Below are 13,278 nucleotides of genomic sequence, written 5' to 3' on the forward strand. Positions count from 1 at the left end.
CCACACGTTTCTTTCTCTCCATATATCTGCCACATTTACCGCAGTTAATTCCGAGTAGTTATTGGACTTTAGTTTATTTTGCAACCTTATCCTTAACTGTAGCCTGATGTGGTTTCTGTTCGTCAGACCAGAGATCTGCCTCCACCTTCCTTCAGATTCCACCTCACGATAGACACCCTTGTCTTTGGCTATATCCTTCCCACTACTAGGGGCGAATTAGAGACTTTCACCCATTAGAAACGTGCGCCGCAAGGCGCACATGCAAAAAGCATGCCATGTAATAAAACACAGCATGCTTTTCTTTCTATTAACATTACCACTCCAAACTAGGATACTCCGTCTTGCTTTCTCTTACAAGCAGATCACTTAACGCTGCCTTAGCGGATTTATTATGAAATAATACTTCATTAATCTGTTCTACAATCGGCATAGACACTTCATGCTTTTTAGCAAGGGCAAGGGCAGCCTTCGCAGAATATACGCCTTCTACAACCTGTTTTACTTCATCCATAGCCTCTTTCATCGTGTGTCCCTGTCCAATCAGATAACCAGCATTACGGTTACGGCTATGCTTGCTTGTACAGGTAACAATTAAATCCCCTACACCGGATAAACCAGAGAATGTTTCAATCTTGCCACCCATTTTCATGCCAAGACGGCTCATTTCCGCAATACCTCTTGTCATTAAAGCAGCTTTTGTATTATCTCCATAGCCTAAGCCATCTACAATACCTGCAGCCAAAGCAATGACATTTTTCAAAGAACCACCAAGTTCAATGCCAATCACATCCGGACTTGTATAAACACGGAATACATCATTCATGAAAATGTCCTGTGCAATCTTTGCCGTTTTCTGGCACTGGCAGCCGATTACTACCGTAGTAGGAATTCCCTTGCTTACTTCCTCTGCATGGCTTGGACCAGAAAGCACTGCGATTCTGCCCTGTGGAATTTCCTCTTCTAAAATCTGAGAAATCGTATATAGGGTTTCCTCTTCAATTCCCTTAGCAACGTTGACAATCATCTGCTGGCCAGCAATGTATGGACTTGCCTGTTTTGCAGTCTGTCTCACATAAGGTGATGCAACAGAAAATACAATCAGTTCTTTGTCCTTACAGGCTGCCTCTAAATCATCCGTAATGGAAATATTCTCAGGCAAAATCACTCCTGGAAGCCTGTCCTTATGCTCTCTGTGGACTGACAGCATTTCCACTTCATCTTTTAGTGCGGACCAGAGTGTAACCTCATGTCCATTGTTTGCCAACAAAATAGCCAAGGCTGTTCCCCAGCTTCCTGCACCTAATAAGCTTACTTTACTCATATCTATTCCTTCCTTTATGACCTCAGCCAGTCTTTCTTACTTAATTACTTCTTTTTGGAACCAAGTTTGCTTTCCGTACCACTTAGCAGCCTTTTGATATTCTGCCCATGTCTCACATACGCCAATACCATAAAACATAAACTGAGAATCAGCATATGTATAAAATACTCACTCGTACGCCAGAACAAAACGGTATTCACTGTTAAAAGCCAAGCTACCATCAGGGACCCCAAAGACACATACTTTGTAGCTGCAACAATTGCAATAAACAGTATAAGTCCTATTACTGTGATTCTCCAGTCTGCCAGCGAAACGATTACGGCAGATGTAACAGCAATCCCTTTTCCCCCTTGAAAATGCATCCAGAAAGGGAAATTGTGACCTAACACAACTCCTAACCCAATATACAAAGCATAAAGATAACCCATATCTGCGTCACGGAATAAACCGTATCTAACTGCCAGTACAGGAATAAAGGCTTTCAGAAGATCCCCTGCAAATGTGGCGATTCCAGCCTTAATTCCCATTGTTCTTAAAGCATTGGTTGCACCTGAATTGCCACTTCCCTCTTCTTTAATGTTAATATGATTGTGCTTTCCTACAAAATAGCCAGTAGAAAAGCAGCCAAATAAATACCCCACAACAATACTAACAATAAGCTTTAAAATCATGTTACTCCTTTTCCTTCCTTTCACGAACAATAAACCTTAAAGAAGTTCCTTTAAAACCAAAGGACTCTCTTACTTTATTTTCAATGTATCTCAAATATGAGAAATGCATCAGTTCTTTACTATTCACAAAAACAACAAATGTAGGAGGTTTTACTGATACCTGCGTCATGTAGTAAATCTTCAATCTCTTGCCTTTGTCTGAAGGTGGCTGCTGAAGCGCAACTGCCTCCGTTAAGATCTCATTTAAGACACCAGTATTTACACGTAATGCCTGATTTTCAATCACCATTTCGATGACATCAAACATTTTTGTAAAACGCTGTCCAGTCAAAGCAGAAATAAATAAAATTTCTGCGTATGGCATAAAGGATAAGATATCACGGATTTCATTGGTGTACTTGTAAATGGTCTTATCGTCCTTTTCCACGGCATCCCATTTATTCACGATAATAATAACACCTTTTCCTCTTTGATGTGCAATACCAGCGATTTTAGCATCCTGCTCCGTTACGCCTTCTGCTGCATCAATTACCACAAGAACCACATCTGCACGTTCTACTGCCGCAACGGTACGGATTATACTGTAACGTTCCAAATCTTCTTTGACTTTGCTTTTTCTTCTAAGTCCTGCAGTATCAATAAATACATATTCCTTATCCTTGTAAGTAACCGCTGTATCAATGGCATCTCTTGTTGTACCAGCAATATCCGATACGATTACACGATTTTCCCCAAGAAGCCGGTTGATAATAGAAGATTTTCCTACGTTTGGCTTACCGATGATTGCCACACGAGGTCTTTCATCTTCTTCCTGATCATCTGCATCCTCTGGGAAATGTTTGACCACTTCATCTAACATATCCCCAATTCCTAATCGAGAAGCAGAAGATACTGGAATCGGATCTCCCATTCCCAAATTATAGAATTCATACACATCTGGCATGAATTTTTCAAAACTGTCCACTTTGTTTACGACAAGTACAACTGGTTTATGGGATTTTCTTAGCATATTTGCTACTTTAAAATCAGTATCCACTAAACCTTGTCTTACATCCACTAAGAAGATAATCACATCAGCTGTTTCAATTGCAATTTCTGCCTGTGTACGCATGTGAGATAAGATTAAATCTTTGGAATCTGGTTCGATACCACCTGTATCAATCATGGTAAACTGGTGATTTAGCCAATCTACATCCGCGTAAATACGGTCTCTTGTTACACCAGGAAAATCCTTCACGATGGAAATCATTTCACCTGCTAACACATTAAATAACGTGGATTTGCCTACATTAGGCCTTCCAACGATAGCAACTATTGGTTTACTCATTTTCACTCGTCCTTTTTAATCATTTAATATTGTATCAATTAATGATGTTCCGTCTGATTTTACAATACGAATCTCTATTTGTAAAGCTTTTTCCAAATCAGAAAGTGTCAGATCATCTAATAATACTTCTTCTCCGCTTCTAAGCAAAACATTTGGAAGGATTAAATAATCCCCTAAATCTTTGTCTTTTAACTGGTTAATAATATCCTGTCCTGTAAGAAGCCCTGCTACGGTAATATCACGTCCAAAATAGTCATTTAAAATGGTATAAACCGTACAGTCTACGTTTGGATATTTCTCCATTAGCTTCTCTGTCTGCTCTTTAATAATAGGTGCTGCTAAAACAGCAGTTGCCAAAGTAACCTTTTTAGAACGGTTATCCCCTTCTAATAAAGCAAGGTATTCATCTACCTCGTCCGTTAGGGAGCGAACCATTCCGACACCATTTTCAATCTGATTATATCCTTCATAATAATCTTCTTGTGGCAATGGCATCTCTGCTGTGATATACCATTCATCACTAGCAAATACAAATCTTGTCCCATATTCCTTCAAGAGCTTATCCTGCCATTTGTGTATGGTATTCAGTACTTCAATGGCATCGTCTTTATAAAACTTCTGTAATGGTGCCAGATTGTCACGGAATTTAGTAAGTCCAACTGGAACTACCGATAAGCTTTCCATATAAGGAAGCATATTGGATAAGTATTCAATGCTTCGCTCCAACTCTTTCCCATCGTTAATCCCTTTACATAAAACAATCTGACTGTTCATTTCAATACGGTTTTCATAAAGCTTTTCCAGTTTCTTTAATGCTTCTCCTGCAAATCGGTTATGAAGCATTTTCACTCTTAATTCCGGATTCACCGTATGAATCGAAATATTAATCGGCGACAGTCTATATTTAATAATACGGTCCAGATCTGCGTCTTTCATATTGGTTAACGTAATGTAGTTCCCCTGTAAAAAGGATAATCTGGCATCATCGTCCTTAAAATATAATGTTTCCCGCATTCCTGGCGGCATCTGGTCAATAAAACAGAACATACATTTATTGGTGCAGGAACGGTAATCATCCATAAGCCCCTGCTCAAAATCAATTCCAATGTCCTCATTATATTCTTTTTCTATCTCAAGTTCCCATTGCTCGCCATTTGGCTTTTCGATCAGTACCGTAATATATTCATCATTACACATAAAATGATAATCAAATATATCTTTTAGCTCTGTGTCATTGACGGCTACTAAATAATCTCCAGGCTCAATTTCTAACTCCCAAGCAATACTGCCCTCTTCGACACTTTTAATCTTATGCTTCATACAATCCACCAATCTATCAAATCATATACCTAGTTATTATATCCTATCATTTGAAATATAACAATAATGAATCGTCGTTTTTCACTTTTTACGGATTTTCACCAAAAACTTGACTATGGAATTAGTTAATGATATATATTTTATAGGTAAATATTTAATCAAAGGATAATGGAGGCATTTTATGTTTAAAAGACCACTTAATATTGCAGTCCCAACAGCTCCACTTAAAATCATTGCACTTTCCAGCTGCCAGGAACTAGGCGAGATGGTAGATGCTCACCTTGTAAAATCAAGAAAACAGCAGATTTCCCAGGAACACACAGATTTATCTATTTTAGGATACGATTCTGATACCTATTTAGTATCTCACAATGTACCTAGATTTGGTTCTGGCGAAGCGAAAGGAGAAATCCGTGAAAGCATACGTGGAAAAGACTTGTTTATTTTAATTGATACTGTTAACACTTCCAATACATATAAAATGAACGGAAGCGATACCAATACTTCTCCAGATGATAATTTTCAGGATCTGAAACGTATTATCCAGGCATGCAGCGGACAGGCTCACAGGATTAACGTCATTATGCCTTTCTTATATGAAAGCAGGCAGCATAGAAGAAGCAAATTAGAATCTCTAGACTGTGCTTACGCACTTCAGGAACTAGTTTCTATGGGAGTGAAGAATATCATTACATTCGATGCACACGACCCTAGAGTACAGAATGCCATTCCAATTCAAGGTTTTGACAACTTCTTTACATCTTATCAGTTTATTCAGGCATTATTCGAAGCAGAACCCGAAATTGTAGTAAACGACAAAAATACCATGATTATCAGTCCAGACGAAGGTGGCATGTCACGTTCTCTTTATTATGCAAGCGTATTAGGCATAAATATGGGTATGTTCTACAAACGCCGTGACTATTCCCGGATTGTAGACGGAAGAAATCCGATTGTAGCTCATGAATATCTTGGAAATGACGTAGAAGGAAAAGACGTATTCATCGTAGATGATATGATTTCTTCTGGTGAAAGCATGCTAGACGTAGCACTTGAACTAAAGAAACGCAAGGCACACCGTGTCTTCATCGCCGTTACCTATGGATTGTTTACCAACGGATTTGAAAAATTCGATCAGTATTACAAAGACGGCATCATCGATCGCATTTTTACTACCAACCTTTCTCATGTACCAGAGGAATTATCCAAGAAGCCTTATTATAAAAATGTTGACTTAAGCAAATACATTGCACTTATTATAGATACTTTGAATAATGATACTTCTGTAAACGAAATCCTGGACCCTATTGAAAGAATCCAGGACTTATTAAAAATTCATAATGAAAAAGTTTTAAAATAATACGCTTCCATCACTTCACTAAGCCAATGCGATAAATCCACATAGATTTCCTCTTTTTCCACCTGAAGCACGGTGGGAAAAGAGCAATGTGTGGTTACAGCAGGTACATACATTTGATATGGAAACCCGTTCTTTTGGCATGCCTGCTTCTATTAATATCTGCTGATTCAGCATCCAGAGATCCAGCTGGTATTTTCCATTTTCTTTTGGAAATACACACTGTCTTATTATTTCCCCAGTAAAGTTCTGTTCAATCTGATCGATTACGTCTTTGCTTACTTCATAACAGCTTACACAAATAGATGGTCCAATGACGCAATGTAAATCTTCTGCCTTTGTTCCATACTCCTTAGCCATTTTTTGTATGGTCTTGGCTCCGATTTTTCCTACTGTTCCTTTCCATCCTGAGTGGGCTGCACCAATTGCTTTGTTTTTGGGATCTGCAAAAAATAAAGGTACACAATCCGCATAGGTAGTACAAAGCACTACATCTTTTTCATTGGTAATCAGTCCATCTATTCCTGCCAGCTTTTTCTCTCCATATGCTGTTCCCTGACAATCTTTCTTACTTGCAACATGAATTTTCGTGTCATGAACCTGATCAGAAAATACCACATCTTCTAAATTCATATGAAGACTGCCTAATATCCGTTTATAATTTTCTGTTACGGATTCTTTCACATCTCCACGGCTATAACTTAGGTTCAAGGTCTGGAATGCCCCTTCACTAACTCCACCTAACCTTGTAGAGAATCCATGTTTCAGGAAGTCAAACTGCTTAAGTTCCGGAAACTCTATGTAGGGAACATCCTTTGAAACCAGTCTGCTGCCTAATTGATGTCTTTCATTATACCATACTCCTGAATACCCGTTTTTCTCCACTGTAACCAGAGAATCCTTTTCCAAATCGAATAGAATCTTTTCATTATACATATATACTCTCCACGTCTTCTTTCTTAAGCTTCAAATGCATTTTGTATCACTTGTATATCTTTTCCCAGAATCACCACTACATCAAACCGTACTGGTGTATCTATGGTATATTTTCTTTCATATAAATATCTTTGTGCAGTACGAATAATATGCTGCATTTTATAAGGTAAAATTGCCTCCTCTGGATAGCCCAGTCTGGTATTTGCCCGGTACTTCACTTCTACAAACACAAGATAGCCATTTTCCTTGCACACAATATCAATCTCACCTGCTTTGCTGAAATAATTGCGTTCCAGTATCTCATACCCCTTAGACTGCAAAAAATGAACAGCAGTTTCTTCCTGTTCACTTCCTGCTTTTCGCTTATTAAACTTCTTATACTCCCTCGTAAATGTACACTCCTTACTTAATCCGTTCTTTCAGTTTATCCATATCACTGACAAAAACTAAAATCTCCGCTACTACTTCATACAATTCCTGCGGAATCGTATCCCCTATTTCAATTTTGGACAAAGACTCTGCTAACTGTTTGTCTTCGTGAACTGGAACATCATGTTCCTTGGCCTGTTTAATAATCTTATCTGCTACATAGCCACGTCCACTAGCAACAACCTTAGGTGCCGTTTCCCCCTTCTCATAGGTCAAAGCAACTGCCGCATTGTCCTTCTTATTAAACATGCTTCCCATTTTATCTTCCTTCCTGTTCAATACCAATCAGACCATTATACAAAATGTGTAATAAATGTTTTTCTGTGTATCGGACAAGAACCGTATTTTCTTAAGGCCTCAATATGTTCTTTTGTACCATATCCTTTATTTCTTGCAAAACCATACTGCGGAAATATTTTGTCGTACTCCACCATCATCCGGTCTCTGGTTACTTTTGCAACAATACTCGCCGCTGCTATAGAAATGCTTTTAGCATCTCCTTTGATAATATTTACTTGTTTAATGTTCACTCCCGGAATGGTAACAGCATCATTTAGCAAAAGTGTAGGTTTTACTTCCAGGCTTTCAATGGCAATTCGCATAGCTTTAAATGTAGCCTGCAAAATATTCAGTTCATCAATATCCTCTGGGGAAACTACACCAATTCCTACAGCTGCTGCCTTTTCCATAATTTCATCGTATAGAGCTTCCCTTTTCTTTTCTGAAAGCTGTTTCGAATCATTTAAGTATAAAATCCTTGCATCCTTAGGCAGAATAACTGCACAAGCTACAACAGGTCCGCAAAGCGGTCCCCTTCCCACTTCATCAATTCCACAAATGTACGGACTTTCTTTATATGTTTCTTCAAACTGCCTCATGGCTTCCAAACGTTCTAATTCCGCTTCATAAGCAGCTTTTTTCTTTTCAAACTGTACTAACAGCTTTTGGACTCCAGCTCGTTTATCCAGACGAAAGGACTCCATAACCTGTTCTAAGCCATCCCAGTCAGCCGCTTCTAATTGGCTTTTTATCTCACTTATTCTCATATTCATTCCTTCCTAAATTATTCGTATTTCCTTAAACGGATAAATCCGTATCAATGCTTTTCCAATAATTTCACTTTCCTTAACAGCACCTATTGCCATATTTCTGCTGTCTAAACTAACTGTGCGGTTATCCCCTAACACAAAGTACTCACCTTCGCCCAGCTCCATATCCACAGGTTCTGCATCTGGATTCATCGGCTCAAATCCATAATCTTCCGAAAGAACTATTCCGTTTATGGATATAATTCCATCTGCAATCTGGACTTTTTCTCCTGGAAGACCAATGACCCGCTTAATCAGATTGCCTTCGCGTTTATTCTGAAACACAATCACATCAAAGCGTTTTGGACCATGAATCTTATAGGCAAGTTTACCTACAAAAAGCTTGTCTCCATCTGAAACAGTCGCTTCCATGGAATCTCCCTGCACAACTGTTATCTGAATCAAAAAAGAAGAAACAAGTTTGGCACCAGCAAACGCAATTGCAATGCATAATAAAACCGGAAGTATCTCTCTTCTATAAAAGTTTCGTTTCTCTTGTGCTTCCCCTTCTTCCTCTTCGTCACCGACATTTTTATGGTTCTTTAGCTTAGGCTGTTCTTCTGGCACTGAATCTGACTCACTGCCAGACAGCTGCCCTGGTTTCCTGTCAGGATACACCGTCTCTTTTTTCTTATACTGGGAATCAAAACCGGTTTCTTCTTCCTTCTTCTCATAGTAGACATAAATATCCTCACAAAGTTCTAGGCTTTCCCTAATTTCATCCTCCTTGCTCATCTACACACTCCCTAATCTGCTTGTGGAAATTCTAAAGTAACTCGTCCTATTTTCCCATTTCTAAATTCATCTAAAATCAAGCTGGCTGCTTTTTCATAATCAAGCTCGTTTCCTTTTAAACGGCATCCACGTACAGCTGCAATTTCTTCTAGGACTTTTACCTTGTCCTGAGTCTCATCAATCCCGTAACGTTCTGCTAAAAAGCCTTGGTAATTTACCTGTAAAAAGGCAATCAGTTCTAAGGACAATTCTGTTATATTAAGAATTTCATCTTTGATAGAACCGATAAATGCAAGTCTTAAGCCAACTGCCTGATCCTCAAATTTTGGCCATAAAATACCTGGCGTATCTAGTAATTCAACATTTTTATTCAAGCGAATCCATTGTTTTCCCTTAGTGACACCTGGACGGTTTCCCGTTTTCGCACACGCTTTTCCAGCAAAACTGTTAATAAATGTAGATTTTCCCACATTGGGGATTCCAACAATCATAGCACGCACAGGACGATTGATAATCCCTCTTTTTCTATCTCTCTCAATCTTTTCTTTACATGCCTGTTGAATTACATTATGGACTTCTTTTACACCTTTTCCATTTTTAGAATTTACTAATGCTGCAAAAAATCCTTGCTTTTCAAACCACTCTTTCCAAAGCATTGTATTTTTTTCGTCTGCCAAATCAAACTTATTCAGCAGTACAATTCTAGATTTATTTTTTGCAATATGATCAATGTCAGGATTCTTGCTGCTAAATGGAATTCGTGCATCTACCAGCTCAATGACAACGTCAATAAGCTTAACATCCTCCTGCATCTGTCTTTTTGCTTTCGTCATATGACCTGGATACCATTGAAAATTCATCATTTTTCCTCACTCTGTACTCTTATTTTATTCACAAAACCGAATGGCTTCACACGAATCCATGCACTGCCAACGATATCTTTCTTAATTATAATTCCAATATTGGCAAATCGGCTGTCCTCGCTTGCATTTCGGTTATCTCCTAACACAAAATATTCCTTTGCGTCCAGCTTAATTTCCTCATTGGCAAGTCCTCCATTGGAAATAGGTTCAAAATGAAATTCTTCTTTCAGCCTTTCTCCATTTACGTAAATGTCGCCTTCTTTTATCTGAATTGTCTCTCCTGGAAGCCCAATGACTCTTTTTACGTTATAATAACTGTGTTCACTTCCGCTTTGCTTAAATACAATAACATCATTTCTCTTTGGCTTAGTAAAGCGATAACTCATTTTATTCACAATAATGGAATTGCCATCTTGCAAAGTAGGATTCATAGAATCCCCGATCATAGATATTCGAACCATTCCAAATGCTACTATTAAATAAGATACTAAAATAACTGCTGCCAGTTCTCCAATCCAAATTAAAATCTCCCGATTGCGCTTTTTTCTGGCATTTTCTTTTTCTTCAAGTTCGTAATATAAACCCATGAACGAATCTCCTTCATTTTATCAACCTCATTATATCACAGATTAAAAAACTTTCCTATCAATCCAAAAAATTCCCACGAAAAATATCGTGGGAACTTATCCTTATAGATTATCTATCCTGATTACCTATAACCGTATTATTTAACTAACTCTTTAACCTTAGCTGCTTTACCAACACGGTCACGTAAGTAATTTAATTTCGCTCTTCTAACTTTACCATGTCTGACAACTTCGATTTTGTCTACGTTTGGAGAATGTACCGGCCATGTTTTTTCTACACCTACACCATTAGAAAACTTTCTAACAGTAAATGTTTCTCTTGCTCCACCGTTCTGTCTCTTTAAAACAGTTCCTTCGAAAATCTGGATTCTTTCACGGTTTCCTTCTTTTACTTTCGCATGTACCTTAACAGTATCTCCTACTCTGAATTCAGCAACTTCTGCTTTTAACTGAGCAGCTTCAAGATTTTTAATAATATCGTTCATTGTTGTTCCTCCTTCATAATTTTGATGTTCTTAATACATTTTTATGTGTCTGTCCTATACAGGCACTGTAACAGAGGACCATCTAATCTCACAACATTTTAATGCTACCACATAATTCATGCAAATGCAAGTATTTTATTTCTTTTTCTCTAGCAGGTCCGGTCTCCGCTCCATAGTACGTTTCAGCGACTGCTCCTGTCTCCATCTATCCACTTTTCCATGATGTCCTGATAACAGTACTTCTGGCACTTCTTTATCCATAAAAACCACAGGTCTTGTATACTGTGGGTATTCTAGCAAATCCTCTGTAAAGGACTCTGTTTCTGCTGAAATATCATTATTTAATACCCCCGGCACTAAACGTGAAATCGCATCCATCAAAACCATTGCTGGCATTTCTCCACCTGTTAAGACATAATCTCCAATTGAAATGTTATCTGTCACGATCATTTCCAAAACACGTTCGTCTATTCCTTCATAATGTCCGCATAAGAAAATCAAATCTTCCTCATATGAAAAATCCTGTGCCATTTTCTGTTTAAACACACTGCCTTGCGGTGTTAGATAAATCACTCTTGGCTTCTTGCTTAAAGGTTTCAGGTTCTGTTCTTTTCTACGTTCTTCAATTAATTTTACAGCATGTAAATATGCATCATATACAGGACCAGGCTGCATTACCATCCCTGCACCACCCCCGTAAGGATAATCATCCACTTTTCCATGCTTGTTTCTGGCAAAATCTCTTATGTTAATTGCCGTTAATGTAATCAGTCCTTTCTCTAATGCACGCCCAATAACACTTACTCTCATCCCATCTTCCAACATCTGAGGGAATAAGGTTAATACATAAAAATTCATATCTTTCCCACTTTCCTAGTTTATGTCTAATAACCCTGGCAGCACATGTACCGTCACAACCATTTCGTCTGTATCTATATCAAGGACACATTCCTTTGTTACTGGGAATAATACTTCTTTTCCTTCTTTGGTTTCCACTACAAAAACATCATTGGCTCCCGTTTCTAATACATCCGCAATCACGCCTAATTCTTCTCCTTCATCTGTCACTACTTTTGCATCAAGCACATCTGCCAGATAAAACTCATCTTCCTCTAATTCAACTGCATTTTCCCTTGTTACAAGAAGATCTTTCCCCTTGTATTTTTCAATATCATTTATGTTATCAATTCCTTTAAACTTCAGAATTGCCATATTCTTAAAAAACTTTACGCCTTGAATTTCTAAGTCAATTTTTTCTCTTCCAGTATCTAATATTACCTGTTTTAATACTTTAAAACGTTCTACATTGTCTGTTGTAGGGTACACTTTTACTTCCCCTCGAATTCCATGCGTATTGGCAATTACACCTACTCTAAAATAATCGTTCATTTCTTCCTCCAGTTTTTTTATTTCTATTCATTCTTAAGCATTTGACACTCTAGGAAATGGAGTGTGACCTTCCTACAGTACCAAAAAAGGAGATGTCAGACAACATCCCCCCATCATCTACTGTATGATTTCCACAGTTACCTTCTTTTCCTCTTTAGATGCTGCAGCTTTTACTACAGTACGAATCGCTTTTGCAATACGACCTTGTTTCCCAATTACTTTACCCATATCCTCTGCAGCAACTTTTAATTCAACTGTAACACCGTTTTCATTCTCTGACTCTGTAACAGCAACCTCGTCAGGTTTCTCTACTAGTGATGTAGCTATAACCTTAACTAATTCTTTCATTTACTTCGCCTCCACCTTTATTGGAACCGGTGTGTCTCCACACTCCTGCAGCTTACCTATAGATCCGCTTATGTATAGATAACAGAACATTTTCAAAATTTCCTATACATAACAAAAGACGTACTACGGAAACTGCACTACATCTGTAACACAGTCCCCGCAATACGTTCTTATTACATAAGACCAGCTTTTTTAAACAGTTTCCCTACAGTATCTGTTGGCTGTGCACCATTGGATAACCATTTTTTAGCTTCTTCTTCATTTACGTTGAAAGCACTTGGCTCCTTAGTTGGATCATAAGTTCCAATTTCAGCGATAAACTTACCATCTCTAGGAGATCTACTATCAGCAACAACTACTCTATAAAAAGGAGCTTTTTTCTGTCCCATTCTTCTTAATCTGATTTTAACTGCCATTTTCAA

General features: G+C 38.1%; 16 protein-coding genes and 1 pseudogene. 1 reads left to right on the forward strand and 16 read right to left on the reverse strand.

Translation table 11 applies throughout. The features are described 5' to 3' along the window. Positions 1 to 313: 313 nt before the first annotated feature. Genes BMY85_RS13715 through BMY85_RS13730 form a run of 4 tightly spaced genes read right to left on the reverse strand, consistent with a single transcriptional unit; the run spans position 314 to position 4,639 of the window. Positions 314 to 1,321, reverse strand: a complete 1,008-nt coding sequence (locus BMY85_RS13715) for an NAD(P)H-dependent glycerol-3-phosphate dehydrogenase (protein ID WP_092478835.1) — start codon at positions 1,319 to 1,321, stop codon at positions 314 to 316. A 44-nt stretch (positions 1,322 to 1,365) separates the two neighbouring features. Next, positions 1,366 to 1,992 carry a glycerol-3-phosphate 1-O-acyltransferase PlsY gene (gene plsY, locus BMY85_RS13720; RefSeq protein ID WP_092478836.1) on the reverse strand — a complete coding sequence of 209 codons (627 nt, stop codon included), beginning with the start codon at positions 1,990 to 1,992 and terminating at the stop codon, positions 1,366 to 1,368. 1 nt (position 1,993) lies between these two features. Beyond that, positions 1,994 to 3,319, reverse strand: a complete 1,326-nt coding sequence (der, locus tag BMY85_RS13725; protein ID WP_092478837.1) for a ribosome biogenesis GTPase Der — start codon at positions 3,317 to 3,319, stop codon at positions 1,994 to 1,996. Positions 3,320 to 3,334: 15 nt separating this feature from the next. Then, positions 3,335 to 4,639, reverse strand: coding sequence for a DUF512 domain-containing protein (locus tag BMY85_RS13730; RefSeq protein ID WP_092478838.1), 1,305 nt, complete (start codon positions 4,637 to 4,639; stop codon positions 3,335 to 3,337). A gap of 181 nt (positions 4,640 to 4,820) precedes the next feature. Here BMY85_RS13730 and BMY85_RS13735 point away from each other — a divergent pair, with 181 nt between their 5' ends. Next, a complete protein-coding gene (locus tag BMY85_RS13735) occupies positions 4,821 to 5,999 on the forward strand; it encodes a ribose-phosphate pyrophosphokinase (protein WP_092478839.1) in 1,179 nt (392 codons plus the stop codon). Between the two features lie 18 nt (positions 6,000 to 6,017). Here BMY85_RS13735 and pgeF read toward each other — a convergent pair whose 3' ends face one another. The 12 genes and pseudogenes from pgeF to rpsP form a co-directional block, all read right to left on the reverse strand. Further along, positions 6,018 to 6,932, reverse strand: coding sequence for a peptidoglycan editing factor PgeF (gene pgeF, locus BMY85_RS13740; RefSeq protein ID WP_092478840.1), 915 nt, complete (start codon positions 6,930 to 6,932; stop codon positions 6,018 to 6,020). Positions 6,933 to 6,955: 23 nt separating this feature from the next. After that, positions 6,956 to 7,300 (reverse strand): annotated as a pseudogene (locus BMY85_RS13745) (YraN family protein); the annotation flags it as partial. Positions 7,301 to 7,334: 34 nt separating this feature from the next. Next, positions 7,335 to 7,619 (reverse strand): EscU/YscU/HrcU family type III secretion system export apparatus switch protein, encoded by a 285-nt coding sequence (locus tag BMY85_RS13750; RefSeq protein WP_092478841.1) that lies wholly within the window; start codon positions 7,617 to 7,619, stop codon positions 7,335 to 7,337. 35 nt (positions 7,620 to 7,654) lie between these two features. Then, on the reverse strand, positions 7,655 to 8,413 hold the full coding sequence (locus BMY85_RS13755; protein WP_092478842.1) for a ribonuclease HII: 759 nt from the start codon (positions 8,411 to 8,413) through the stop codon (positions 7,655 to 7,657). A 6-nt stretch (positions 8,414 to 8,419) separates the two neighbouring features. After that, positions 8,420 to 9,184 (reverse strand): signal peptidase I, encoded by a 765-nt coding sequence (gene lepB / locus BMY85_RS13760; RefSeq protein ID WP_092478843.1) that lies wholly within the window; start codon positions 9,182 to 9,184, stop codon positions 8,420 to 8,422. A gap of 11 nt (positions 9,185 to 9,195) precedes the next feature. Further along, positions 9,196 to 10,044 (reverse strand): ribosome biogenesis GTPase YlqF, encoded by an 849-nt coding sequence (ylqF, locus tag BMY85_RS13765; protein WP_092478844.1) that lies wholly within the window; start codon positions 10,042 to 10,044, stop codon positions 9,196 to 9,198. Then, a complete protein-coding gene (gene lepB, locus BMY85_RS13770) occupies positions 10,044 to 10,634 on the reverse strand; it encodes a signal peptidase I (protein WP_092478845.1) in 591 nt (196 codons plus the stop codon). The genes ylqF and lepB (BMY85_RS13770) overlap by 1 nt, the downstream gene beginning before the upstream one ends. A gap of 137 nt (positions 10,635 to 10,771) precedes the next feature. Further along, positions 10,772 to 11,119 (reverse strand): 50S ribosomal protein L19, encoded by a 348-nt coding sequence (gene rplS / locus BMY85_RS13775; RefSeq protein WP_092478846.1) that lies wholly within the window; start codon positions 11,117 to 11,119, stop codon positions 10,772 to 10,774. A 135-nt stretch (positions 11,120 to 11,254) separates the two neighbouring features. Beyond that, a complete protein-coding gene (trmD, locus tag BMY85_RS13780; protein ID WP_092478847.1) occupies positions 11,255 to 11,977 on the reverse strand; it encodes a tRNA (guanosine(37)-N1)-methyltransferase TrmD in 723 nt (240 codons plus the stop codon). A 15-nt stretch (positions 11,978 to 11,992) separates the two neighbouring features. Next, a complete protein-coding gene (gene rimM, locus BMY85_RS13785) occupies positions 11,993 to 12,508 on the reverse strand; it encodes a ribosome maturation factor RimM (RefSeq protein ID WP_092478848.1) in 516 nt (171 codons plus the stop codon). Between the two features lie 117 nt (positions 12,509 to 12,625). Beyond that, the gene (locus BMY85_RS13790) at positions 12,626 to 12,856 is read right to left on the reverse strand and encodes a KH domain-containing protein (RefSeq protein WP_092478849.1); all 231 of its coding nucleotides are present in this window, start codon (positions 12,854 to 12,856) and stop codon (positions 12,626 to 12,628) included. 173 nt (positions 12,857 to 13,029) lie between these two features. Continuing rightward, on the reverse strand, positions 13,030 to 13,272 hold the full coding sequence (gene rpsP / locus BMY85_RS13795) for a 30S ribosomal protein S16 (RefSeq protein ID WP_092478850.1): 243 nt from the start codon (positions 13,270 to 13,272) through the stop codon (positions 13,030 to 13,032). Positions 13,273 to 13,278 lie beyond the last annotated feature (6 nt).

Source organism: [Clostridium] polysaccharolyticum, assembly GCF_900111595.1.
Taxonomy (GTDB): Bacteria; Bacillota; Clostridia; order Lachnospirales; family Lachnospiraceae; genus Clostridium_AI; species Clostridium_AI polysaccharolyticum.

Excerpts from the sequence above, each read along its gene's own strand:
- pgeF (WP_092478840.1), bottom strand. The coding sequence starts at position 6,932 with ATGTATAATGAAAAGATTCTATTCGATTTGGAAAAGGATTCTCTGGTT.
- plsY (WP_092478836.1), bottom strand. The coding sequence starts at position 1,992 with ATGATTTTAAAGCTTATTGTTAGTATTGTTGTGGGGTATTTATTTGGC.
- BMY85_RS13715 (WP_092478835.1), bottom strand. The coding sequence starts at position 1,321 with ATGAGTAAAGTAAGCTTATTAGGTGCAGGAAGCTGGGGAACAGCCTTG.
- BMY85_RS13735 (WP_092478839.1), top strand. The coding sequence starts at position 4,821 with ATGTTTAAAAGACCACTTAATATTGCAGTCCCAACAGCTCCACTTAAA.
- BMY85_RS13755 (WP_092478842.1), bottom strand. The coding sequence starts at position 8,413 with ATGAATATGAGAATAAGTGAGATAAAAAGCCAATTAGAAGCGGCTGAC.
- BMY85_RS13750 (WP_092478841.1), bottom strand. The coding sequence starts at position 7,619 with ATGGGAAGCATGTTTAATAAGAAGGACAATGCGGCAGTTGCTTTGACC.
- BMY85_RS13790 (WP_092478849.1), bottom strand. The coding sequence starts at position 12,856 with ATGAAAGAATTAGTTAAGGTTATAGCTACATCACTAGTAGAGAAACCT.
- der (WP_092478837.1), bottom strand. The coding sequence starts at position 3,319 with ATGAGTAAACCAATAGTTGCTATCGTTGGAAGGCCTAATGTAGGCAAA.
- rimM (WP_092478848.1), bottom strand. The coding sequence starts at position 12,508 with ATGAACGATTATTTTAGAGTAGGTGTAATTGCCAATACGCATGGAATT.
- lepB (WP_092478845.1), bottom strand. The coding sequence starts at position 10,634 with ATGGGTTTATATTACGAACTTGAAGAAAAAGAAAATGCCAGAAAAAAG.
- rplS (WP_092478846.1), bottom strand. The coding sequence starts at position 11,119 with ATGAACGATATTATTAAAAATCTTGAAGCTGCTCAGTTAAAAGCAGAA.
- ylqF (WP_092478844.1), bottom strand. The coding sequence starts at position 10,044 with ATGAATTTTCAATGGTATCCAGGTCATATGACGAAAGCAAAAAGACAG.
- rpsP (WP_092478850.1), bottom strand. The coding sequence starts at position 13,272 with ATGGCAGTTAAAATCAGATTAAGAAGAATGGGACAGAAAAAAGCTCCT.
- trmD (WP_092478847.1), bottom strand. The coding sequence starts at position 11,977 with ATGAATTTTTATGTATTAACCTTATTCCCTCAGATGTTGGAAGATGGG.
- BMY85_RS13730 (WP_092478838.1), bottom strand. The coding sequence starts at position 4,639 with ATGAAGCATAAGATTAAAAGTGTCGAAGAGGGCAGTATTGCTTGGGAG.
- lepB (WP_092478843.1), bottom strand. The coding sequence starts at position 9,184 with ATGAGCAAGGAGGATGAAATTAGGGAAAGCCTAGAACTTTGTGAGGAT.